20 protein-coding genes are annotated in these 22,232 nt (G+C 49.7%); 16 read left to right on the top strand and 4 right to left on the bottom strand.

Features of this window, described 5'->3' with window-relative positions; translation table 11 throughout:
- Positions 1-96: 96 nt before the first annotated feature.
- Complete coding sequence (locus H6A13_RS01680; RefSeq protein ID WP_207751822.1) at positions 97-1,500, top strand: aminopeptidase; 1,404 nt, start codon at positions 97-99, stop codon at positions 1,498-1,500.
- Here the strand turns inward: H6A13_RS01680 and H6A13_RS01675 are convergent.
- Positions 1,412-2,449: an AraC family transcriptional regulator gene (locus H6A13_RS01675; RefSeq protein ID WP_204907880.1), complete on the bottom strand. Its 1,038-nt coding sequence runs from the start codon at positions 2,447-2,449 to the stop codon at positions 1,412-1,414. The two genes, H6A13_RS01680 and H6A13_RS01675, sit on opposite strands and share 89 nt — an antisense overlap.
- Before the next feature lie 69 nt (positions 2,450-2,518).
- On the opposite strand from H6A13_RS01675, the gene H6A13_RS01670 reads away from it, so the two are divergent.
- From H6A13_RS01670 to H6A13_RS01620, 11 genes are all read left to right on the top strand, one after another.
- A complete protein-coding gene (locus H6A13_RS01670) occupies positions 2,519-4,405 on the top strand; it encodes a DUF5696 domain-containing protein (protein WP_204907879.1) in 1,887 nt (628 codons plus the stop codon).
- Positions 4,406-4,702: 297 nt separating this feature from the next.
- Positions 4,703-6,010, top strand: a complete 1,308-nt coding sequence (locus H6A13_RS01665; protein ID WP_204907878.1) for a Gfo/Idh/MocA family oxidoreductase — start codon at positions 4,703-4,705, stop codon at positions 6,008-6,010.
- A gap of 109 nt (positions 6,011-6,119) precedes the next feature.
- Complete coding sequence (locus H6A13_RS01660; RefSeq protein WP_204907877.1) at positions 6,120-7,403, top strand: ABC transporter substrate-binding protein; 1,284 nt, start codon at positions 6,120-6,122, stop codon at positions 7,401-7,403.
- A gap of 37 nt (positions 7,404-7,440) precedes the next feature.
- Positions 7,441-8,370, top strand: a complete 930-nt coding sequence (locus H6A13_RS01655; RefSeq protein ID WP_204907876.1) for a carbohydrate ABC transporter permease — start codon at positions 7,441-7,443, stop codon at positions 8,368-8,370.
- 15 nt (positions 8,371-8,385) lie between these two features.
- On the top strand, positions 8,386-9,213 hold the full coding sequence (locus H6A13_RS01650; RefSeq protein ID WP_204907875.1) for a carbohydrate ABC transporter permease: 828 nt from the start codon (positions 8,386-8,388) through the stop codon (positions 9,211-9,213).
- Between the two features lie 111 nt (positions 9,214-9,324).
- A complete protein-coding gene (locus H6A13_RS01645) occupies positions 9,325-10,116 on the top strand; it encodes an ABC transporter permease (RefSeq protein WP_204907874.1) in 792 nt (263 codons plus the stop codon).
- Between the two features lie 5 nt (positions 10,117-10,121).
- A complete protein-coding gene (locus H6A13_RS01640) occupies positions 10,122-10,916 on the top strand; it encodes an ABC transporter permease (protein WP_204907873.1) in 795 nt (264 codons plus the stop codon).
- Between the two features lie 15 nt (positions 10,917-10,931).
- Complete coding sequence (locus tag H6A13_RS01635; RefSeq protein WP_207751821.1) at positions 10,932-11,735, top strand: ABC transporter permease; 804 nt, start codon at positions 10,932-10,934, stop codon at positions 11,733-11,735.
- A gap of 14 nt (positions 11,736-11,749) precedes the next feature.
- Positions 11,750-12,739, top strand: a complete 990-nt coding sequence (locus H6A13_RS01630) for an ABC transporter ATP-binding protein (protein ID WP_207751820.1) — start codon at positions 11,750-11,752, stop codon at positions 12,737-12,739.
- 15 nt (positions 12,740-12,754) lie between these two features.
- Entirely contained in the window at positions 12,755-13,198 is a 444-nt protein-coding gene (locus tag H6A13_RS01625) for a GNAT family N-acetyltransferase (protein WP_204907872.1), read from the top strand.
- On the top strand, positions 13,195-13,380 hold the full coding sequence (locus tag H6A13_RS01620; RefSeq protein ID WP_204907871.1) for a hypothetical protein: 186 nt from the start codon (positions 13,195-13,197) through the stop codon (positions 13,378-13,380). The genes H6A13_RS01625 and H6A13_RS01620 overlap by 4 nt, the downstream gene beginning before the upstream one ends.
- An 81-nt stretch (positions 13,381-13,461) precedes the next feature.
- Here the strand turns inward: H6A13_RS01620 and H6A13_RS01615 are convergent, their stop codons facing one another.
- On the bottom strand, positions 13,462-14,115 hold the full coding sequence (locus tag H6A13_RS01615; RefSeq protein WP_204907870.1) for a YesL family protein: 654 nt from the start codon (positions 14,113-14,115) through the stop codon (positions 13,462-13,464).
- A gap of 138 nt (positions 14,116-14,253) precedes the next feature.
- Here H6A13_RS01615 and H6A13_RS01610 point away from each other — a divergent pair, with 138 nt between their 5' ends.
- Together H6A13_RS01610 and pepV are read left to right on the top strand one after the other, a co-directional pair.
- Entirely contained in the window at positions 14,254-14,829 is a 576-nt protein-coding gene (locus tag H6A13_RS01610; protein WP_204907869.1) for a type 2 periplasmic-binding domain-containing protein, read from the top strand.
- 62 nt (positions 14,830-14,891) lie between these two features.
- Positions 14,892-16,259, top strand: a complete 1,368-nt coding sequence (pepV, locus tag H6A13_RS01605; protein WP_204907868.1) for a dipeptidase PepV — start codon at positions 14,892-14,894, stop codon at positions 16,257-16,259.
- 64 nt (positions 16,260-16,323) lie between these two features.
- On the opposite strand, the gene H6A13_RS01600 is transcribed toward pepV, so the two are convergent.
- Positions 16,324-17,196: an RpnC/YadD family protein gene (locus tag H6A13_RS01600; RefSeq protein WP_204907867.1), complete on the bottom strand. Its 873-nt coding sequence runs from the start codon at positions 17,194-17,196 to the stop codon at positions 16,324-16,326.
- A gap of 306 nt (positions 17,197-17,502) precedes the next feature.
- Positions 17,503-18,270, bottom strand: a complete 768-nt coding sequence (gene aroD, locus H6A13_RS01595; RefSeq protein ID WP_204907866.1) for a type I 3-dehydroquinate dehydratase — start codon at positions 18,268-18,270, stop codon at positions 17,503-17,505.
- Positions 18,271-18,500: 230 nt separating this feature from the next.
- On the opposite strand from aroD, the gene H6A13_RS01590 reads away from it, so the two are divergent.
- Both H6A13_RS01590 and H6A13_RS01585 read left to right on the top strand, forming a co-directional pair.
- Positions 18,501-20,429, top strand: coding sequence for an amylosucrase (locus tag H6A13_RS01590; protein ID WP_204907865.1), 1,929 nt, complete (start codon positions 18,501-18,503; stop codon positions 20,427-20,429).
- A gap of 64 nt (positions 20,430-20,493) precedes the next feature.
- Positions 20,494-21,915: a D-alanyl-D-alanine carboxypeptidase family protein gene (locus H6A13_RS01585; protein WP_243424697.1), complete on the top strand. Its 1,422-nt coding sequence runs from the start codon at positions 20,494-20,496 to the stop codon at positions 21,913-21,915.
- Positions 21,916-22,232: the final 317 nt, after the last annotated feature.

Here is a 22,232-nt window from a genome sequence, read left to right as displayed (position 1 = left end):
AATGACAACATTTTGGGTTAATATGACAATGTTTCTTTTTCCTGTCTACGTTATAATGCAATATATACAAAACTTAAATATGGTATGACAGGAGGAATGGCAAAAGTGGACAAAAAGAATTTATGGCAGATTTATGATGAAGCCGAGCTTACACGTCTGGAGGAGGTAAATCAATGTTATCGGGAATGTCTGGATGAGGGCAAGACGGAGCGTGAATGTGTCGCAAAGACGATCCGCATGGCCAGAGCGGCCGGATACCGGGACATCCGGGAAGCGATTGCCGCGAAAAAAGAAGGAAAGGAAGGCCTGAAGGCGGGCGACAAGGTATACGCCGTCTATGCGGAGCGGGCCATCGTACTGTTCCAGATCGGAAAGAAGCCGATCGAAGAAGGAATGAACATTCTGGGCGCGCACATCGATTCTCCCAGGATCGATCTGAAGCAGCAGACTCTCTATGAGACAGAGGGGCTGGCTTATTTTGACACCCATTATTACGGCGGGGTAAAAAAATATCAGTGGTTAGCGCAGCCTCTGGCGATCCACGGCGTGGTTGTAAAAGAGAACGGCGAGAAAGTAGAGATTGTCATCGGAGAGGATCCGGAAGATCCGGTTCTGGTGATCACAGATCTTCTGCCCCATCTGGACAAGCCGATCCGTAAAAAAACGGCGGATGAATTTGTGGATGCGGAAAACATGGACCTTCTCATTGGAAACCGGGCGAAAAAGGGAGAAGAGAAGGATGCGGTAAAAGGATACATCCAGGATCTTCTGAAAGAAAAATACGGCATTGAAGAAGAGGATTTTATCTCTGCCGAGCTGGAGATCGTGCCGGCAGGAAAGGCAAGAGAGTGCGGCCTTGACAGAAGTATGATCCTGGCTTACGGGCAGGACGACAGAGTCTGTGCGTTTACTTCCCTGATGGCCATGCTGGAGGTGGAAGAGCCGGAGCGCACAAGCTGCTGTATCCTGATCGACAAAGAAGAGATCGGCAGTGTGGGAGCCAGCGGAATGACTTCCCGGTTCTTTGAAAATATGGTGGCAGAGATCGTTGCACTTCTCGGGGATTACAATGAACTGACGGTAAGAAGAGCGCTTTCTTCCTCCAAGATGCTCTCTTCGGACGTAAGCGCCGCATTTGATCCGATGTTTGCGGAAGTGTATGAAAAGAGAAATTCTGCGATGCTGGCATGCGGACCGGTATTTAACAAATACACCGGCCACGGCGGAAAGAGTGGATCTAACGATGCGAATCCGGAATATGTGGCACAGCTTCGCCGGGTGATGAGAGAAAACCAGGTACGGTTCCAGACCGCGGAACTTGGCCGGATCGATGTGGGCGGCGGCGGAACCATCGCCTACCTCTGCGCGGTCTACGGCATGGAAGTGATCGACAGCGGAATTGCCGTGCTGTCTATGCACGCTCCATGGGAGACCACAAGCAAAGCAGACATTTACGAAGCCGTGAAAGGCTATAAAGCATTTTTAAAAGAAACATTTTAATTTCTACCGGGGGGGGAGTGATACCATAGTCCTCCGGACGTTTCAAAGAATTAGAAATGCCCTTTACAGAGGAAGCATACTCTGAGGGAGACATCCCGGTGGCGTTCTTGAACTGTTTGGAAAAATACTGGAGAGAGCTGTAAGAAAGAAAATACGCAATCTCCGTAAAGTTCATGGAGCCGTCCCGGATGATATCCCGGGCCCTCTGGATCTTCAGGTCATTGAAATATTCCATGACGCCGCAGTTCTTCTCGGAATGGAAGAGAGACTGCAGGGCGGACCGGCTGATCGAGAGCGCGTCGCAGATCTTGGAAATGGTCAGCGGTTCGCAGATGTGGAACTGCATGTATTCGATCACTTCGTTGATCCTTCCGGATTTGCCGGCGTCCTTGGTGTCTGACAGCGGAGCGACAGACTTGGAGTCCGTCAGGTTCTCCCGGTTGTTGTGGTTCCGCTGCAGGGTGATCAGAAAAAGCTCCAGATAGAGGAGGATCAGCTGCTCGGATCCAAAGGGAGCGTCGGACCTTAGCTGGATCTGTTCCACCGAAGGAATGTGCATGGGTGTGGATAATGTTTCCCGGGCTGTGTTGATAATGTGAGAGATGAGCGTCCGCTCTTCAATCGTCAGGGTACAGCTCTTCTTGCGGAAGAAATCCATGGCAGGCGACTGGGTGGTAAAGGAGATGGCCACCAGGTTCGGCGAAGAAGAACCCACCGAGCGGATGGCGTGAAACTCCCGGGGCTGGTGGAAAATGATATCGCCGGCATCCAGATGGACCGTATCCTCTCCGGAGCGGACCTGTACGCTGCCTTTATCCACGTAAAGCATTTCCCAGAAATCATGGGATTCGCCGTGGAAGACAAAGTCTTTCATATATTCAAAATAGTGGATGGTGATGATGGAATCGATAACGATCTCACGTTTTAAATGGGTTCGGATATAAGTCATGATGTCACCTCCTGATATTTGATATATTTTAACATAAAAGGAATAATTAGGAAATGGGGAAAAGAGAATATGAAAGTAGCGCAAAATGATGTAACCATTCTGTTTGATGAGGAAACTTTATGGTTCACCATCGAAAAAGAAAGTATTTTGTGGACATGGCAATCAAATTATGTCCCGCATATGGTTTGTGAAGAAGGAGAGATTCTTTTTAATCAGGCCAGAAATATTTCTCATAAAGAATATCAGACCGGTCTTGGAGCCGGAATCCTGAGCAGCTACGAAGGGTTTGAGAAGGACGGCGTTGTATATGACTACAGCTTCCAAACCTTCGTATGGGCAGAGGCTTCCACCGGAAATGTATATTTTGAATGGATTCCGGTGAAAGAAGAAGGACTTCATATTAAGAAACTGTTCTGGCCGGGCGATATGAACTTTGAGGAAAAGAAAGACAGCTGGTATACCCTCCTGACCCATCAGCAGGGAATGCTGGTGCCCAATACCTGGGAGACAGAGCTGTCCCCGGTAGTGTTTGACGGATTCTTTGGAACGGCGGGCGGATACATGCCCTGGTTCGGACAGGTGAAGGACCGGGCCGGCTACATCGCCATCAGCCTGACTCCCTGGAACGCAGGATACCATGCAGAGCATCCGGCAGGAGGCCCGTACACCCATGTGGGCGTGTGGTATGAGCCAAGTCTTGGAAAGATGGACTACCGCAGAGTCTTAAGATACACTTTTGTTTCGGACTGTGATTACAACGATCTGTGCAAGATTTACAGAGCCTATGTCAACGAACAGGGAAACCTGCGGACTCTGGAAGAAAAGGCGACCCGCAATGCTTCCGTCAATGACCTGATCGGCTGCGCCTTTGTACACAAGGGCATCAAGACCGTGGTTCAGCCAAACTCCGACTTTTTCGACGCGGAGAATCCGGATAAAAACAACCATTTGACCACATTTGCCCAGAGAGAAAAAGAGATCCGCGAACTGCATGCAGAAGGAGTAGAGAAACTCTACATGCATCTGGACGGATGGGCAGAACCGGGATATGACAACCAGCATCCGGATTACACACCGGCCTGCGAGGCGGCCGGCGGATGGGAAGGCATGAAATCCCTGGCAGACGCCATGCATGAATGCGGATACCTTTTCGGCATTCACGATCAGTACAGGGATTACTATCTGGCGGCTGCCACTTATGATGAAAACTTTGCCTGCATGCTGGCGGACGGAACGATCCCCGGACACCAGAGATGGGCAGGGGGCCCGCAGACATTCCTGTGCGGAACACAGGCGCCCTACTATGTAAAACGCAACTTCCAGAAGATTGAAGAAAACGGCATCAAACTGGACTGCGCGTACCTGGACGTATTCACCTGCAACGAAGGCGACGAATGCGACAACCCTATGCACCGCATGACCAGAAAAGACTGCTACGATTACCGCTGCAAATGCTTTGAGTATCTGTTATCCAAAGGAATCCTCACAAGCTCCGAAGAAGTCAGCGACTGGGCAGTGCCAAGCCTGGTATTCTGCCACTATGCGCCTTATGACTTCATGATGAAAAAACCAGGCTCCGCAAAAGAAGCCATACCGGTGCCGCTTTACAACCTGGTTTACCACGACTGCGTGATCCAGCCATGGATGATGGAAAAAGTCAGTGAAGAAGAAGACTACATGCTGTACGCCCTTCTGAACGGCGGCGCGCCTTATCTCATCCGCGACGCGGCATACCCGAACACAGACGGAGCCTTTGACGACGGCATCAGCCTGAAGCTGGAAGAAGACATCCGACGCAGCAAGGTAGTCAGCACACTGCACGAAAAAGTCGGCAAATGCGAGATGGTAAAACACGAGATCCTGGATGGCAACTGGAAACACCAGCGCACCACCTTCTCCAACGGAACCACCGTAACCGTAGACTTTGAGAAGCAGACATACGAGATCAGCGAATAGGATAACAGGGTGTACCCCCGGTCGGGTACACCCTGTTTTTCAATTAGGTACAGGGCAAAATGCAATTGGGGACGTAGACCTTTGCAAAAGGTCTACGTCCCCAATTGCATTTTGCATAAAAAACATCATTGATCTTTTTTGCTCTTATACAAATGGAACAAAAACTGGACGATATGACAAGTAAACAGGATGATAAGAAAAGCTTTTGAATTGGAAAATCTTTATAATTATAGATATCGGAAAGAGATAAAAACAGGCATTTTTGACAATGTGTGTTTGTAAGGAGGTGAGAACAAAGTGGAAAAGAAGATTACATTTGCGATCGCGGGTCTTGGAAGCCGCGGTAAGGATGTATACGCAAAAGCCATCGCCGCCCACCCGGAGAAGATGGAGATCACAGCCGTAGCGGATATTGATCCTGAGAAGGTAGCTATTGCAAAGGAGCTGTACCATATCCCGGAGGAGCGGTGTTTTGATAGTGTAGAAAAGATGCTGGAGCAGGAGAAGCTGGCGGACGCGATGGTGATCGCCACCCAGGACCGGCAGCATGTGGGACACGCCATCCCGGCGCTTCGCAAAGGCTATCATCTGCTGCTGGAGAAGCCGGTATCCCCGGATCTTGACGAGTGCAGGCAGATCGTGAAGGTGGCAAAGGAATGTGACCGCAAGGTTGTGGTCTGTCATGTGCTTCGCTACACACCGATCTACCGGAAGGTGAAAGAACTTCTGGATGCCGGAACCATCGGCGACGTGGTTTCTATCATGGCAGTGGAAAATGTGGGCTGGTTCCATATGGCTCACAGTTTTGTGCGCGGCAACTGGAACAATTCCGATACCACAAGCCCCATGATCCTGCAGAAATGCTGTCACGACATGGACCTCTATCTGTGGCTGGCAGGAAAGGAATGTGAATCCCTGTCTTCCTATGGAAGCACTTACTTATTTAAGGAAGAAAATGCACCGGAGGGCTGCAAGGAAAGATGTACCGATGGCTGCAAGTACCAGGGCGTCTGTCCGTTTGATGCGGAAGCGATCTATATGGACAGCAAGCTGGTAGGATACCGCACCGGACACCGGGCATGGCCGCTGGATGTACTGACTCAGGAAGTTACAGAGGAAAATGTACAGAAAGCCATTGATACCGGTCGGTTTGGAAAATGTGTTTACCACTGTGATAACAACGTAGTGGATCACCAGGTGGTCAATTTAAATATGACGGATGGCTCTACCATGAGCTTTACTATGAGTGGTCTGAGCGCCGATATGGGAAGATACGCCAGATTCTACGGAACCAAAGGCGAGATGGTGGTAAATATGGGAATGGATCCTAAGGACAGCGTGATCCATACAACATTCTTTACTCCGGACCGGAAGGAGGAGACCATCGATGTGATGTCCCTGTCCGATGATTTCTCCGGACATGGCGGCGGCGACATCGTAATGGTAGAGGAATTTGCGGACATCCTGCTTGGCAATATTAAGGAGAGCAGTTCCATTACTTCTCTGGAGCACTCTGTGGAGAGCCACTACTGTGCGCTGGCAGCAGAAGAGTCCAGAGTAAATGGTGGTAAGGTGATCCATCTTGACACGTATCGTCAGGCATAAGCCTGGCGGCCGGCCAGAGAAAAGGGCCGGACTTGTAACTGAAAAAAATGGTTTTCCATTTTTATATGTAATACCAAAGTAAAAAAATAAAAAGAAGGGAGAAGGTATTATGAAGAAAAGATTAACAAAACTGGCTTCACTTGGTTTCGTAGCAACCATGTGTGTAGGCCTGCTTGCCGGATGCGGCGGCGGAAGCAGTGACGGAGGAAGCTCCTCAGGAAAGACAGAGATTGCATTTGGTATCTGGGATGAGAACCAGAGACCGGCAATGGAAGATCTGGTAGCAGCTTACGAGGAAGAAAATCCGGACGTAAAGGTAAACATTGAGCTTACACCTTACAGCGGCGGCGAGTACTGGACCAAGCTTGAAGCAGCAGCAGGCGGCGGCACAGCTCCTGACGTATTCTGGATCAACGTGCTTCACCTGGATTCTTATGTAGATGGCGGCATCCTGGCAGACATGACCGATGCGATCGCAGAGTCTGACATCAATGACGCTTACTCTGAGACACTGGTACAGAACTATGTGCGTGACGATGTAAACTATGCAGTTCCGAAGGATTTCGATACCAACGCTCTGTGGTACAACAAGGAAATGTTTGATGCAGCAGGCGTTGCTTATCCGACTGACGACATGACATATGATGATTTTGTAGCTCTGTGCGCAGAACTCAAAGACAAACTTCCGGAAGGCGTATATCCGTTCGTTTGCCCGGTAGACTTCCAGACATGGTACTATCAGACCGTATATGCAAATGGCGGCTGGATCATCAGCGAGGATGGAACAGAGACCGGATATGATGATCCGAAGACTCAGGAAGGTATCCAGTGCTGGATCGATCTGATCGATGAAGGATACGCTCCGAGCGCAGCAACCGTTGCTGAGACAGGATCTGACGCTATGTTCCAGGGCGAGCAGGTAGCAATGACATTCGCAGGATCCTACATGGTTCCGGAATATGCAAATAACGACGCAGTAGCAGAGAAGATCGACTGCGTAGAGATCCCGACCTACAATGATATTGAAGACAACTGTATCAATGGTCTTGGATATGCTGTATACGAAGGCTCCAAGAACAAAGACGCAGCTATTGATTTCGCAATCTGGCTTGGAAGCAAAGATGCTCAGGATATCCAGGGTGAGTCTGGTGTAGTTATTTCCGCAAGAACAGAGTCTCAGCACCTGTTTGCAGAAGCAAAACCGGAGTACAACCTGGCAGCATACACCAACCACGCAGATGTTGCTTATCCGCTTCCGATGGGCGGCACTAAGACTGCAGAGATCTACGACCTTGAGTCCACATGGCTTACAAAAGCCTACACAGGAGAAATGTCTCTGGCAGATGCCTGCGCAGGTCTGAAGGAAGAGGCTGACGCACTGCTCGCAGAGTAAGAGAGAAGGTCTTTGATAGAATAAAGTAGGTGAGAGAATGGCTCAGAAAAGTGCAGTAGCAGCGAGGGCGCCCAAGAAAAAGGCGTCCTCCTGGCAGAAACGTGACTGGGTTGCGGCATATATCTTTATCGCCCCGGTTACACTCGGCCTCTTGGTTTTTTACATTTGGCCGTTTTTCCAGAATATCTGGTTCAGTTTTAACGATGTAAACAAATTTAATATGTCCACCTTCGTAGGCCTGGAAAACTATATCAAGCTGTTTTCTGATAAAGAAGTGTGGAAGGCATTTGGAAACTCCCTGAAATACGTAGTCATCACCGTACCGGCAGGACTGTTTTTATCCATCTTTATCGCAGCGCTGATGAACGCAAAGATCCGGGGAAAATCCATTTACCGTACCCTGTATTTCCTGCCGTCCGTAACCATGTCTGCAGCTGTAGCCATGGTATGGAAATGGATCTACAATGAGCAGATGGGTATCTTAAATACCGCCATCAAAGCAGCAGGCGGAAGCGGCCATGCGTGGCTGACTTCTCCCAGCACAGCTCTTTACTGTATCATGCTGGTAGGACTCTGGATGACAGTTGGTTACAACATGATCATTCTTCTTGCCGGTATGCAGGGAATTTCAGTAACTTATTATGAAGCGGCTGCACTGGACGGCGCAGGCCCGATCCAGCAGTTCTTCAAGATTACGATCCCGATGCTGACGCCTACGATCTTCTTCGTGTTGATCACATCTATCATCAGCGGATTCCAGGTATTTGATACCATTTACATGATGATCGGTAAGACAAATCCGGCATACGACGATACCCAGACCGTAGTTATGCTGTTCTACCGTCAGGCGTTCGACTATGGATATAAGGGATACGCGGCAGCGATTTCTCTGTTCATCTTCATTGTCATCATGATCGTGACGGTGATCCAGCTGATCGGTCAGAAGAAATGGGTAAATTACGATTAAAGGAGGAGAGAAAGCATGAGAGGAAAATCGAATATGTATCATTTGATCGTGCATCTGCTCCTTCTTGCGGGGATTGTCATTGTGGTGTTCCCCTTTGTATGGATGGTGCTTACTTCCTTTAAGACCAACGGGGAAGCGCTTCACATTCCGCCGACAATCCTGCCGGAGCAGTTCGTAACGCAGGCTTATACAGAGATCTTAGGAGCTCTGCCCTTTGCGACTGTATATATGAACACGATCATTTCCACCGTTATTACAACGGTAGGACAGGTGCTGTTCTGTTCTATGGCAGCATATGCATTTGCAAGAATTGACTTTCCATTTAAAAACATCATTTTCGTATTAGTTCTTTCTGTACTGATGGTTCCTGGACAGATTTTCCTGATCCCCCAGTATACCATTGTGCAGAAGCTGGGACTCCTTGATACCATCCCGGCGCTGTTCCTTCCAAACCTGTTCAGTGCATTCGGAACCTTCCTGCTGCGCCAGTTCTTTATGTCACTTCCAAAAGAACTGGAAGAGGCAGCGGTTCTGGACGGATGCAGCCGTTATCAGATCTTTGGACAGATCATGCTGCCGCTGGTAAAACCGGGTATCGTGGCCCTGGTGATCTTCACTGCGAAGTTCGCATGGAATGACTTTATGTGGCCACTGATCGTCAACACCTCTACGGACAAGATGACACTTGGTCCTGCACTTTCCACACTGCGTGGACAGTACACGACCCAGTACCCGATGCAGATGGCCGGCGCCGTTATGGCGGTGCTGCCGCTGATCGTACTGTTCTTCATCTTCCAGAAACAGTTTATCGAAGGTGTTGCACAGTCTGGTATTAAAGGTTAAAATAAACCAATATGAAGGTATGGCCCCAGAGGATCAAATCTCTGGGGCTGTTTTTATAACGGGCCTCTGCCTGTTATGACTATGAAATGACAACTTGAAGGGGGTAAGGCAATGGAGAAACTTTACTGTCTGATCCGCGTGGCATTTCAGACGAAATTCGCCTATATTAAGGCATTCTGGTTTAATATATTCGGTACGGCGGTGTCAATTTTGATCTACTACTTCCTCTGGAAATATGTGTTTATGTCCAGAGAGGAGCTGCATGGATTTACCGCGGTGCAGATGACCACTTATGTGGTGCTTTCCCGGACGCTTTCCTCCCAGTTTTCGGGCGGGATCAACAAAGAGTTCGCGGAATGGGTCTATAAGGGAAATATTGTGGTGGAGCTTCTGCGCCCGGTCCATCTGGCGTTTAATCTGTTCGGGAAACGGCTGGGAGAATTTTTCTTCTTCCTGCTGTTTAAGGGCATCCCTATCGGGATCCTGGGAACGCTGCTCTTAGGCGGCTGCGGACCGGCGGGAGTGGTGGAATTTCTACTGTTCTTTGTCAGCGTGCTGGTCTCTATCGGGATTCTTTTCTGGATTGAGGTGGCGGTGGGGATTGTGTCCTTCTTTACCCTGAATACCTATGGCCTTGCCTTTACCAAGAGCGCCCTTTTGTCCATCCTGTCGGGCGGCGTGGTGCCTCTCTTCCTTTTCCCGGAGAGTGTGGCGAGAGTCCTGGACTACCTGCCCTTTGCGGGGATGGTGACCGTGCCGGTCTATACCTATCTTGGAAAATACTCCATCCAGGAGGCGGTGTCCTTTATCGGCCTGCAGGTGGTATGGTGTGTACTGCTGGGCGTACTGGTAATGGCCTTTTACCAGAAAGCGATTAAAAAAGTCGTGGTGCAGGGAGGATAACGAAGATGAAGAGAGTGAGTTATTGCCTGCGGCTGTGGCGGGCCTACCTGCGGGTCGGCTTTCTTACGATGACCCAGTATCCGGCGGATACGGTGATCTTATTGATCTCCATGCTGGTGCGGGAGGCTTCCGGGTTTGTGGGAATCCTGGCGATCGTAGGAGTGACAGGAGGCATGGGAAACTGGAATGTTTACGAAGTCTGCATTTTGTTTTCCATGTGTGCAGTGATCGAGGCCATTGGCCAGGCGTTTTTTGACAATGTGTGGGGCATGGATCACATGATGCGGCGCGGAGAGCTGGACGTATTTCTGACCCGTCCGGCGCCGGTGTTTCTGCAGGTGCTGGGACAGGTCACCCACTTTCAGGCGGTTTTATCCCTGATCATTTATGTGGGGATCTTTGTGTGGGCGGCTCTGCAGCTTAATCTTCATATTGGTCTGTATGAGGCGCTGATCCTGGTGGAATATGTGATCTTTGGAACCATGGTAAACTCCGGCATTTATGCCATCTTTAATTTCCTGAATTTCTGGATCGTCCAGGGAGAGGATATTGCGGTGCTGGTGCAGACCTGCCGGGAGTTTGTGAAATATCCGTTGAACGTCTTTCCGGCGGCGATCCAGGGGTTCTTTACCTTTCTGCTGCCGCTGGGGTTCGTGGCCTACTATCCGGCCATGGCCCTGCTCGGGAAGACGACTCTGCCGGTGGAACTGATGCTTCCGGCGGTGGGAGTGTTCGTGGTGTTCCTTGCATTTCTGGTATGGAGAGCGGGACTGAGAGGATACAACAGTACAGGAACGTAAGAGAGGAGATGTAACATGGAGCGAATCAGGCGGCTGGCATATGGCTGGCGGCTCTGGAAAGGGTATATGCGGATCGGATTCCTGAAAATGACCCAGTATCCGGCGGACACGTCCATCTGGCTGGTGTCCATGCTGATCCGGGAGGCATCCGGCTTTATCGGGATCCTTGCCATAGCCGGCGTGACAGGAGGGATCGGGAGCTGGAATGTGTACGAGATCTGCATCCTGTTTTCCATGTGCGCAGTAATTGAGGCCATCGGCCAGACATTTTTTGACAGTGTATGGGAACTGATCAATATGATCCGGTGGGGGCGGCTGGATGTGTATCTGACCCGCCCGGCGCCGGTGCTGTTGCAGGTCCTGGGAGAATATATGTTTTTTCAGGCGATCCTTGCCACAGTGGTCTATGTGGGGATCTTCCTCTGGGCCGCGTGGCAGATCGGATTGTCCTTTGGAGGATATGAAGTGCTGCTGCTTCTGGAATATCTGGTATGCGGAACCATTATCAATTCCGGCATTTACCTGATTTTTAACTGTCTGAACTTCTGGCTGATCCAGGGCGGAGATATGGCGGTGCTGGTGCAGACCTGCCGGGAGTTTGTGAAATATCCGTTGAATGTGTTTCCGGCGGCGATCCAGGGATTTTTTACCTATATCCTGCCATTGGGATTTGTGGCCTATTATCCGGCTATGGCGCTGCTTGGAAAGACCGATCTGCCGGTGGCGGGCCTGATGCCTCTGGCAGCCGGAGTCGTGACATTACTGGCCGCGCTGATCTGGCGGGTCGGACTTAGAAGCTATGACAGTACAGGAACGTAAGAGAGGAGAAGATCATGCAGATTGAAGTTTCACATCTGGTAAAAGAATATAAGAGAAAAAAGAATCCGGAAAATATGCTGGCCGCAGTAGGCCAGATGTTCCGGCCAAAGTATGAGATCCTTCGGGCGGTCAATGACATTAATTTCGGCATCGAAAAAGGAGAGGCTGTGGGATATGTGGGGCCCAACGGCTGCGGCAAGTCCACGACTATCAAGATGCTGTCCGGAGTGCTGACGCCGACCTCCGGGAAGGTGCTGGTGGGTGGGCTGGAGCCTACGAAGAACCGGCAGAAGATTAATAAAAAGACGGGCATCGTCTTTGGCAACCGGTCGGTGCTCTGGTGGGACGTGCCGATCATCGAGTCCTACAAGGTGCTGCAGAAACTCTACGAGATCCCGGAGAAGCGTTTCCAGGAGAATCTGGAAGAATTTGCAGATATCATCGGGATCCGGCAGCTTCTGGGAGTGCCGGAGCGGCAGCTGTCTCTGGGACAGAAGATGCGCTGCAATATTGCGGCGGCCTTCCTGCACGACCCGGAGATCGTCTATCTGGATGAGCCGACCATCGGCCTGGACAGCGAGTCTAAACTCCGGATCCGGGAATTCATCCGCCAGATGAATGAGGAACGGCATACCACCTTTATCGTGACCTCCCATGATTTCCAGGATATCGAATCCCTCTGCAAGAGGATCATTTTGATCAATCATGGGGAAGTGGTAGTGGATGACGGAATCCAGAAGATCCAGAAAAATTATCAGAGCAAGAAACAGATTCGTTTCGAGATGGATCAAAATCCGTGGCTGGAAACAGAAAAGTTTACCATGGACGGTGTTACGATCCTGGATAAGACGCCTTACAGCCTGGTGCTGGAGTGCGAGATCCAAAAAGTAGACGCAATGGCGGTGGTGGACCAGGTAAGCCGGGCCTGCCAGATCCTGGATATCAGTATCCAGGGACAGGATATCGAGTCGATCATACGGGAGATCGTAACAGAGAAAGGATAAGAAGAGGGGATTTATATGGAAATAAAAAAGGTTACGGCAGATAAAAAACAATATCTTTCTTTGCTGCTTCTGGCAGATGAACAAGAGGATATGATAGATCGATATCTGGATAAGGGAGATATGTATATATTAATGGATGATGGTGTAAAAGGGGAATGTGTGGTTACGGATGAAGGGAAGGGAATTTTGGAAATAAAAAATATTGCTACAGAGCCATCGTATCAGGGAAGAGGATACGGAAGGGCATTGATTGAATTTGTGGCAGAAAAATATCGGGATACATTTTCAGTTTTACAGGTGGGAACAGGAGATAGTCCGCTTACGGTTCCATTTTATGAAAAATGTGGATTTAGCCGTTCCCATTATCTAAAAAATTTTTTTACAGATAATTATGATCATCCTATTTATGAATGTGGGATCCAACTTATTGATATGGTATATCTGAGAAGAGAATTATGATAGAAGGCAGGGAGGCAGATGCAGGGGCAAAAAGAAATGACCAGGGTACAGATAGAGAGAAACACAGGAATAAAGAAAGACACTTTGCTTCGAATACTGAATGGAATGATAGAAAAAGGTTTCATCCAGAAGACAGGCGCCGGAAGAGGAACGAAATATATTCGAAATGTCTCGACGGATAATTAGAGATTTTCGTTGCAATCGATTTGCAACGAAAAAAGAAATCGTCGCACGACGATTGCGACGATTCCGAAAAACAGGGGCTACTCTTGTTTCTCTTCAGTCTGTGAAGTTTCCGGCTGATACCTGGCAAAGATCTTGAGGAAGATCTTTCCCGTGATCCAGGCGGTCAGGGAAAAGCCGCCTGCCATGCTGACTGCCACCACGATTCCCAGAGTCAGGATGCTGCGGGTCATGATGAACCACACAAGTCCGAAGTACAGGAGGAGAAGCGCGGTCCAGGGAAGGTGTCCCAGGCACATGTACAGCGCATTTTTCACCACCTGCTTCGTGGTGCATACAAAGTAGGCCAGGATGGGCCAGAGGTAGAGAAACATGGCGGCCAGCACCAGAACGATGGTGTAGAACAGGATGCTTAAGATCTGTCCCATGCTTCCGCCCATAGAACCGATGATCAGTCCGTCATACTGCAGAAAGAAAAAAAGGATGAGACAGATGAGCCAAAGAATGGTTCCCTGCTTGAAATTTGCGCAGAATGCTTTAAAATATCTCTTGAGGACATATCCGTCCTCTTTACGGATCATCTTAAAGCTGACCGTGTAGAGCGCCGAAAGCGCGGCGCCCACTGTAAAAATGGGAATGCAGCTTAAGATGAATACTACATTTAAGATCAGATAGTCGCAGACCCTGGCGAGGAACTGCATCACGGAATTTTCAGGATTCAAAAAATTGCTCATAAATATATGCCTCCATATCGTAAAGACGTGAAAAACGCCTGTCTGGTCATAAAAACAGTATACTGAATATGAGGGTTAAAATCAAGAAACGGGCGGGGGAATGATTATGAAAAATCTGTGAAGGAAAGGAAGTATGACATGCTGGACAGACGTTACGAAGAAACCATGACAAAAGAAGAGCGGAAAGCCTTCGAAAAAGAAAAGCTGGGCCAGATGACAGGAAAAGAAAAGCTGGAATATCTCTGGATGTACTATAAGGTCTGGCTGTTGATCCCAGTCGCTCTGATCGTGGCAATTTACCTGGGAGTGACCATGTACCGGGGGATGAATGAGGAAATCCTTTTGAACCTGGTGCTGATTGACAGCACCGCAAACGATTATGAAGAACTGTCCGAAGAACTGCGGGAATCTCTGGGAGCCGAGAAGGACAATCAGACCGTCCGGGTAAACGGAAATATTACCTCCGGCGCATATCAGGGGGAGGCTGCATTTTCTACTTTGATCGGAACAGAGTCGGCAGATGTGGTCATCTGTCCGGAAAGCTTTTACCGGCAATATGAAGGCGACGTGCTGGAAGAGGCAGCTGTCGTGACAGATAATCAGTGGCTGCAGGAAAAAGCCGGCATCGAATATGAGCCTGTTTATATCTGTATTGTAAAAAATACGCCGAATCAGGAAAACGCGCAGGCGTTTGTTGATATAGTAGAAGAATAAAGTTTACAAAGAAATATTAATATTTACGCACTTAATATATTTACATAAAAGGAGAGAGAAAAATGAGTCAAAGCAGATTAAGTGAGAGACTGGATGAAATGAAAGACGAGATCCTGGAAGGGATCCAGAAAAGTGTGCAGATCGACAGTGTAGCAACGGAAGCAGAGGAGAATGCGCCTTACGGCCCCGGACCAAAAGCGGCCCTGGACTTTGCCCTGCACCTGGGAGAGGAACTGGGATTTCGTACCGGCAATGTAGATAACCATGCCGGGTATGTGGAGTATGGAGAAGGCGAAGAGATGGTGGCTGTTCTGGGGCACATGGATGTGGTTCCCACCGGCGACGACTGGAAATATCCGCCCTTTGGCGGCGAGATCCACGATGGCGTCATGTATGGAAGAGGTGTAGTAGACGACAAAGGCCCGACCATCGGGGCGATCTATGCGCTGAAGGCAATCCGGGACCTGGATCTTCCCATTGACCGCCGGATCCGCGTCATTTTCGGAACCAATGAAGAGAGAGGCAGCAGCTGTATTCAGTATTATGTAGAAAAAGGCGAGGAGCAGCCGGTAATGGGAATCACGCCGGACGCAGAATTTCCGCTGATCTTCTTTGAAAAAGGCATGACCAACGTCACAGCCGGCTGTAAAAATCCGGCGCAGGGAGCCATCAAGGTGCTGGAGTTCCAGGGAGGAACCGTACATAATATCGTGCCCCTTCACTGCCGTCTGGTTCTGGAAGGCGAGCATGAGATCCCGGAAGCAAAGGGCGTGACTGTAACAAAAGAAAATGGCAATACGGTTCTGGTATCGGAAGGCGTCAGCGCACACGGAAGTACGCCGGCGCTTGGAGTCAACGGCATCAGCCTTCTTCTGGATGCAGTAAAGGACCTGGAGATCGGCGGCGACTACCAGAAAGTGTTTGATTTCCTCAGAACCCACATCGGACATGAGACCAACGGCAAGGGTCTTGGCATCTGCTATCAGGATGAAGAAACCGGCGAGACAACAGTAAACTTAGGCGTAATCGAAGGAACCGAGAAAGATATTCATTTCGTCCTGGATATCCGCTATCCGAAAAATGGAAAGAAAGAAGAAGTGCAGGCGACGCTGGAAAAACAGTTTGGAGAAGCAGGTCTTGAGATCCTTTCCATCGATCACACGGATATGCTCTATGTGCCGAAGGATTCCGAACTGGTGCAGAAACTGATGAAGGTATACAGGGAGGGGACCGGGCAGATGGACGCACAGCCGAAAGCCATCGGCGGCGGCACTTATGCCAAGATGTTCAAAAACATGGTAGCTTTTGGCCCGATTTTCCCGGGAGATCCGGATGTGGTGCATCAGCCCAACGAAGCGGTAGAGATAGAGAAACTGATGCAGTCCATTAAGCTGGTGGCAGAGGCCATGGCTGAGATGGCAAGAAAGTAAAAGAAAAGGTGGAGAACCATAAAAGAGGGAACGGCGGACCGCTCCCTCTTTTTCTTTAGAAATGTTAAGTGATATTATCAGTAGGTTTTTCGGATTCTTTTTCTTCCTTAAGCTCCTGGAGCTGCTCCGGAGTGATGCCGGTTTTCTCAATGATAAATTCATCCGAAACACTGCCCAGGAGATTGCGGGCGATAGAAAGGATACCCTGCGAAATACCTTGCGAAAGGCCTTGGCGAATTCCATCAGCCAGCCCGTCGTTATACAACATCTGTCCTAATTCTGTCATTTTGATCATTCCTTCCAACTTTTTCATGGCGTTCTGGTCAAGAAATTTCGTGGCCAGAGCGTAGGTAAGTGCTTCTAAGTTTCGTTGGTCTTCTTTCTCCAGCGGTTCCTCCTGAAGATAGCGAAATGTCTGGGTGACCCGGTCTTCCATGGGCATCGTTCCGCCCATGAGGAGACTAAGTGTCAGGGGCACCAGATCCTCTTTTGTAAGCGGTTCCCCGCAGTCCTTCTTACGCTGCAGATTTTCGAATAAGTCGTTCGCATCCCGGTCTGACATGAGAATGGGATGGATGCGGTAGGTGTTGAGCCCTTCGGTGAGTTCGGTCTTTGGCTGCCGGATCTGTCCGGAGTAAAGCACATAAGTAGTTACCGGCACGCCGTACTGCTGGCTGGTGACGGCTTCGTAAGTGCGGAACCGTCTTAAGTCAGCCACGCCTCCGTCGCTGCTCTGGAACTCGAAATGGATCCAGGACCCGTCATCCATGATCAGATTAAAATCTTCGTACATCCGGTGAAGTTCCAGATGAATGGATTCCGTAGGGGCGATCCCCGATACAGTTCCGGTGATGTTAAAATAGCGGAGCAGCTCATCGGCAAAACACTTTGCGGCTCTTTTGAGGACCTTGTCCTCGGTCTGGTTTCGTTTATCCATAGGGCGCCTTTCTGTTTGCCCATACAGAGAAACTTTTCTATCTTCACTATAGCAAAAAAGAGGGGTACAGACAACGGAAAATGAAGCATTGTTGAAAAGTTACATTTAAAGTTACGTTTCTGGAATGTTTCCCGAGGCGGGAAAGAATTACAAGAAAATAGAAAAACGCGGGGGTACAAGAAGATCCCGCAAATGAGGAGTTGCAGCTTAGGATAGAAAGGGGTCCCGGTACAGGCCCGCTGTCTGTATTCAATATCATAAAAAGAAGGAGCGGGGATGTCAAGATAAAAAGGGCCGTATAGGTAGTTACAGATATTTATGAAGAAGGCGCAGCCCCGCTTTTAAATCCTCGATGGCAATCTGCCCGGGGGCAGAAACCTTACCAAAGGAGGCGAAAGTGACAGCAGAGCCAAAGACCTCGCCGCACAGGCGGCTGAGCGCACCGGCCCTGCCCATGGACATAGTAATAACAGGACGGCTGGTATGCAGGGAGGACATTTCTTCTGTTACACTAAGAAGAGTGAGGACATCAGATCGGGTTTGTGGCATTACAGCGATTTTAAGAATATCCGCGCCCAGATCCTGCATTTTGCAGAGCCGGGCAACCAACTCTTCACGGGCAGGAGTTCCTTCAAAATCATGATTGGATGCAATGACTTTTACGCCATGAGCATGAGCCGTCTGAATGATATTTTTTACGGCATCATCACCAGAAAAAACTTCCACATCGATAAGATCTACAAAGCCGGTTTTAGCAACACTTTCTAATAAGGTGGCATAAGATTCCAGAGAAAGTTCCTTCTCCCCGCCTTCTCTGGCCGAGCGGAAAGTAAAAAGAAGAGGAGTCTCCCCAAGGATGCTGCGTAACATATCAGCAGTTTTTATAACTTCAGAAAAAGCAGAAACATCCTCATACCAATCTGCACGCCATTCGACAAGATCAGCTTCTGTGGAACAGATAGCTTTTGCGGTGGAAAGAATATCCTCGCGGATTTTTTCTACAATCGGAACACAGACCTTGGGCATGCCGGAACCAATTTCAATATTTCTAACAACAACAGGATTGACATTCATAGTAATTGTGCCTCACTTATCAAAAAATGTGGAAAAATAGTAAAGATAGTTTATCATGAAAAAGGAAAGGAAGCAATTGGGGACGGGGGATTTTCAAAAATCCCCCGTCCCCAATTGCTTCCTTTTTCATTTCGGTGTATAATATTCCCAATCTTGTGGATAACCCGGTGGATAAGTATGTGGATAACTTTTTATCCACCGGGAATTTTATAGGTAATGAGGTTTGGAATATGAGTAAGAAGAAATCGAGAAACAGATCTAAGAATAAATCGGCGGCAGTCGCTGAAAAGAAGCAGGCACCTCAGGTGCGGAAGCTTTCGGTGGATGAGGAGGCCTGCTACAGCCGCCGGTTCGGCCGTCATTTTGATGAGCTGAAATGGCTTTACATGGAGCTTTATGATAACAGTTCTATGTTTGCGGAGTTGTGCGACAATCTCCACCGCTTCTATGAGGAACGCGACCTGGATCTGAAGGAGCAGGACGCGGAGCGGGAGAAGCATCCGGGCTGGTATAAGACCAACGACATGCTGGGCATGATGTTCTATATTGATAATTTTGCCGGCAACATGAAGGGCGTGGAGTCGAAGCTGGATTATATTGAGAAAAGTAATGTGAATTATATTCATCTGATGCCGTTTCTGGACACAGTGGAGGGCCGTTCAGACGGCGGCTATGCGGTGGCAGATTTCCGTAAGGTGCAGGAAAAGCTTGGCTCCATGGAGGATCTGGAGGATCTGACCAAAGCCTGCCACAAAAAAGGCATCAACGTCTGCATGGATTTTGTCATGAACCATACATCGGAGGACCACGAGTGGGCGAAGCGGGCCCGGGCCGGAGAAGGGGAATACATGAGCCGGTATTTCTTCTTTGATAATTATTCGATCCCGGCCATGTATGAAAAGACCGTGCCCCAGGTATTTCCGACGACAGCGCCGGGCAATTTCACCTGGCTTCCGGATGCGGGCCATTTTGTTATGACCAGCTTTTACCCTTATCAGTGGGATCTGAATTACAAGAACCCCAGGGTATTTAATGAAATGATGTATAATTTCCTCTACCTGGCTAACCGTGGCATTGATATTGTCAGGATCGACGCGGTTCCGTACATCTGGAAGGAGCTTGGCACCCAGTGCCGCAATCTCCCCCAGGTGCATACCATTGTCCGCATGATGCGGATGATCGCCGAGATCGTCTGCCCGGGCATCCTTTTGCTGGGCGAGGTGGTGATGGAGCCGGAGAAGGTAGTGCCCTACTTTGGCACTGTGGAGAAACCGGAGTGTCACATGCTTTACAATGTGACCACCATGGCGACCACCTGGCATACGGTTGCCACCAGAAAAGTCCGGCTCTTGAAGCAGCAGCTGGATATTGTAAATGCGCTGCCCAAGGATTATGTGTTCTTGAATTATCTGCGCTGCCACGATGATATCGGCTGGGGCCTGGACTATGCGTCCTTACGCACAGAGGGCATTGACGAACGCGCCCACAAGAAATATCTGAACGACTATTTCCAGGGGTATGCGGGGGACAGCAACAGCAGAGGCGAGCTGTACAATTCCGATCCGGTCAGCGGAGACGCCCGGTTCTGCGGGACCACCGCATCCATGTGCGGGATTGAAAAAGCGGGATTTGAGCAGGATATGGACGCCATGGAGCGGGCCATCCAGCTGGACGTGATGCTTCATGCCTATATGTTTATGCAGTCGGGGATTCCGGTGCTCTACAGCGGGGATGAGATCGCCCAGGTGAATGATTATTCTTATAAGGAAGACCCCAACAAGGCAGAGGACTCCCGCTATATCCACAGAGGCCCCATGCGCTGGGATCTGGCGGCCCATGCAGAGGATGAGACAACGGTGGAAGGCCGGGTATATCAGAGGCTGCAGCAGTTGGAGAAGATCCGCAAAAGCGAGAAAGCATTTATGACAGAGGCGGACACCTGGACCATCGAGACCTGGGATGAAAGCGTGCTGTGCATCGGCAGATATTATGACGGCGACAAGATCCTGGGACTCTTTAACTTCAGCGAGCATGATAAGACGGCCTGGATCAACGAGACAGACGGGGAATATATTGAGCTTCTGAGCGGCAGAGTGCTGCAGCCCATTGGTGTAAATATTCCAGCCTACGGTTTCTATTATATGAAGAAGATTAATTAGAATGAAAAAGACATCCGTATTTAGACAGATTTTCAAGGAAATACACAAAAGAAGATGCAGAAGATTGCCGGCGGCGGTTTTATCCGGCGCCCTTCTTCTGGGACTCGCGGGTGCGGGCAGTTTCTTCTCGCCCGCAGCCACTGTACAGGCGTCTCCTGTGGAAAATGAAGAGACGAATCCGGACGGCTCCGGGGACGCGGCGGTTTCCGGGGAAGAACTGACTCCAGAGGAACAGCTGCAACAGGAGCTGGACCAGGTGTATGCCATGGAAGTGCAGAGCAACGGCTGGGAGGCCTGGCCTGCAGGCCCGGGGACCTACGGAGAGGCGGCCATTGTCATGGAGGTGGGCACAGGGACGATCCTTTATGCAAAAAATATTGACGCCCACCACTATCCGGCCAGCATTACCAAACTGGTAACCACGCTGGCGGCGCTGAAAAATGGCAATCTGCAGGATCCTGTGACCTTTTCCCACAACAGCGTTTCTTTTCTTAAATGGGATGAGGCGTCCATCGGCATGAAGGAAGGTAATCAGCTGACCCTGGAGCAGGCTCTTTACGCTACCCTTCTTGCGTCTGCAAATGAAGCGGCCTATGCGGTGGGAGAGAGCGTGGGCGTGAATGCCGGCCATGACTACAACTGGTTTATCCAGCAGATGAACGAGATCTGCCGGGAACTGGGCGGAACCAATTCCAATTTTGTCAATACCAACGGCCTTCATGACCCGAATCATTATACCTGCGCCAGAGATATGGCGCTGATCGGCCGGGAGCTTTTTCAGTATCCGGACTTTTTCCGGATCGCCCAGACTCCGCAGTACACCATTCCGGCGTCAGCCACTACGGAGGAGCATGTATTCCAGCAGCACCACGAGATGCTGCTTCCGGATAATTCTGATTATTACCCGTACGCCATCGGCGGGAAGACCGGCTACACCTCAGACGCTTTGTCCACGCTTGTTACCATGGCAGATAACGGCAGCATGCAGCTGGTCTGCGTGGTCTTAAAAACCCACGGCATCAACGTCTATCCGGACACCAGAAATCTTCTGGAATACGCGTTCCAGAATTTCCAGAAGGTTTCCATAGCAGAACAGGAAACGTCTGAAGATGTGGAAGAAATCCTGCCGGATGAGACGGCCGGATATGTAGTGCTTCCGATGGAAGCGTCTTTTTCGGACCTGTCCATGGAACTGGTCCCGGACGGCGGCTTAAGCACAGAGGCGCAGTTAAACTACACGTATCACGGTCAGCCGGTGGGCTCGGCAAGAGCGAGTTTAAGCGACCATTATATAAAAGAACATTCCGCGCAGCCAAAAGACGTAAGCCACAAGGATCAGGAGACGGAGACGGAAGACTCTGGCATATCCGACCTGCAGGGCAAGGTTATCCTCGGGGCGGCGGTGGCGCTGCTTTTGATCCTGATCACGGCACTGATCCGGATCACACGGAAAAGGAAGCAGAAAACACGCAGGAGAAGACGGTAAAAAACCCTTGACTACCCGGGATTTACCTGTATATAATAAAAAGGTGCCAATAAAAAGAAAAGCTTTGACGAAGACAGTAGGATATATCCGAACGTCCAAGAGAGCCGGCGGCGGTGGGATGCCGGTACCAGTAAGATCTATCTGAATATCACTTCCGAGCAGCGGCGGCCGAAACGGGGAAACACCCTTAGTAAGCGCTGACGGAGTTCCCCCGTTACAGGGAAGACATATGATTGTATGTTTAGGTGGTGTAAAAAACGAGAGGCTTAAGCTTCCGTCCTATGCAGGGCGGAGGCTTTTTTTGTTTTACAGGACAT

The sequence above is a fragment of the Mordavella massiliensis genome (assembly GCF_016902415.1).
In the GTDB taxonomy this organism is placed as follows: Bacteria; Bacillota; Clostridia; order Lachnospirales; family Lachnospiraceae; genus Merdimonas; species Merdimonas faecigallinarum.
Note: the sequence above shows the minus strand (reverse complement) of the source record. Positions and strands in the feature narration are given on the sequence as shown.

Bases quoted from the DNA above. Each gene is read 5' to 3' on its own strand.
- H6A13_RS01680 (WP_207751822.1), top strand. From the start codon at position 97: ATGGCAAAAGTGGACAAAAAGAATTTATGGCAGATTTATGATGAAGCC.
- H6A13_RS01675 (WP_204907880.1), bottom strand. From the start codon at position 2,449: ATGACTTATATCCGAACCCATTTAAAACGTGAGATCGTTATCGATTCC.
- H6A13_RS01670 (WP_204907879.1), top strand. From the start codon at position 2,519: ATGAAAGTAGCGCAAAATGATGTAACCATTCTGTTTGATGAGGAAACT.
- H6A13_RS01660 (WP_204907877.1), top strand. From the start codon at position 6,120: ATGAAGAAAAGATTAACAAAACTGGCTTCACTTGGTTTCGTAGCAACC.
- H6A13_RS01655 (WP_204907876.1), top strand. From the start codon at position 7,441: ATGGCTCAGAAAAGTGCAGTAGCAGCGAGGGCGCCCAAGAAAAAGGCG.
- H6A13_RS01650 (WP_204907875.1), top strand. From the start codon at position 8,386: ATGAGAGGAAAATCGAATATGTATCATTTGATCGTGCATCTGCTCCTT.
- H6A13_RS01645 (WP_204907874.1), top strand. From the start codon at position 9,325: ATGGAGAAACTTTACTGTCTGATCCGCGTGGCATTTCAGACGAAATTC.
- H6A13_RS01640 (WP_204907873.1), top strand. From the start codon at position 10,122: ATGAAGAGAGTGAGTTATTGCCTGCGGCTGTGGCGGGCCTACCTGCGG.
- H6A13_RS01635 (WP_207751821.1), top strand. From the start codon at position 10,932: ATGGAGCGAATCAGGCGGCTGGCATATGGCTGGCGGCTCTGGAAAGGG.
- H6A13_RS01630 (WP_207751820.1), top strand. From the start codon at position 11,750: ATGCAGATTGAAGTTTCACATCTGGTAAAAGAATATAAGAGAAAAAAG.
- H6A13_RS01625 (WP_204907872.1), top strand. From the start codon at position 12,755: ATGGAAATAAAAAAGGTTACGGCAGATAAAAAACAATATCTTTCTTTG.
- H6A13_RS01620 (WP_204907871.1), top strand. From the start codon at position 13,195: ATGATAGAAGGCAGGGAGGCAGATGCAGGGGCAAAAAGAAATGACCAG.
- H6A13_RS01615 (WP_204907870.1), bottom strand. From the start codon at position 14,115: ATGAGCAATTTTTTGAATCCTGAAAATTCCGTGATGCAGTTCCTCGCC.
- H6A13_RS01610 (WP_204907869.1), top strand. From the start codon at position 14,254: ATGCTGGACAGACGTTACGAAGAAACCATGACAAAAGAAGAGCGGAAA.
- pepV (WP_204907868.1), top strand. From the start codon at position 14,892: ATGAGTCAAAGCAGATTAAGTGAGAGACTGGATGAAATGAAAGACGAG.
- H6A13_RS01600 (WP_204907867.1), bottom strand. From the start codon at position 17,196: ATGGATAAACGAAACCAGACCGAGGACAAGGTCCTCAAAAGAGCCGCA.
- aroD (WP_204907866.1), bottom strand. From the start codon at position 18,270: ATGAATGTCAATCCTGTTGTTGTTAGAAATATTGAAATTGGTTCCGGC.
- H6A13_RS01590 (WP_204907865.1), top strand. From the start codon at position 18,501: ATGAGTAAGAAGAAATCGAGAAACAGATCTAAGAATAAATCGGCGGCA.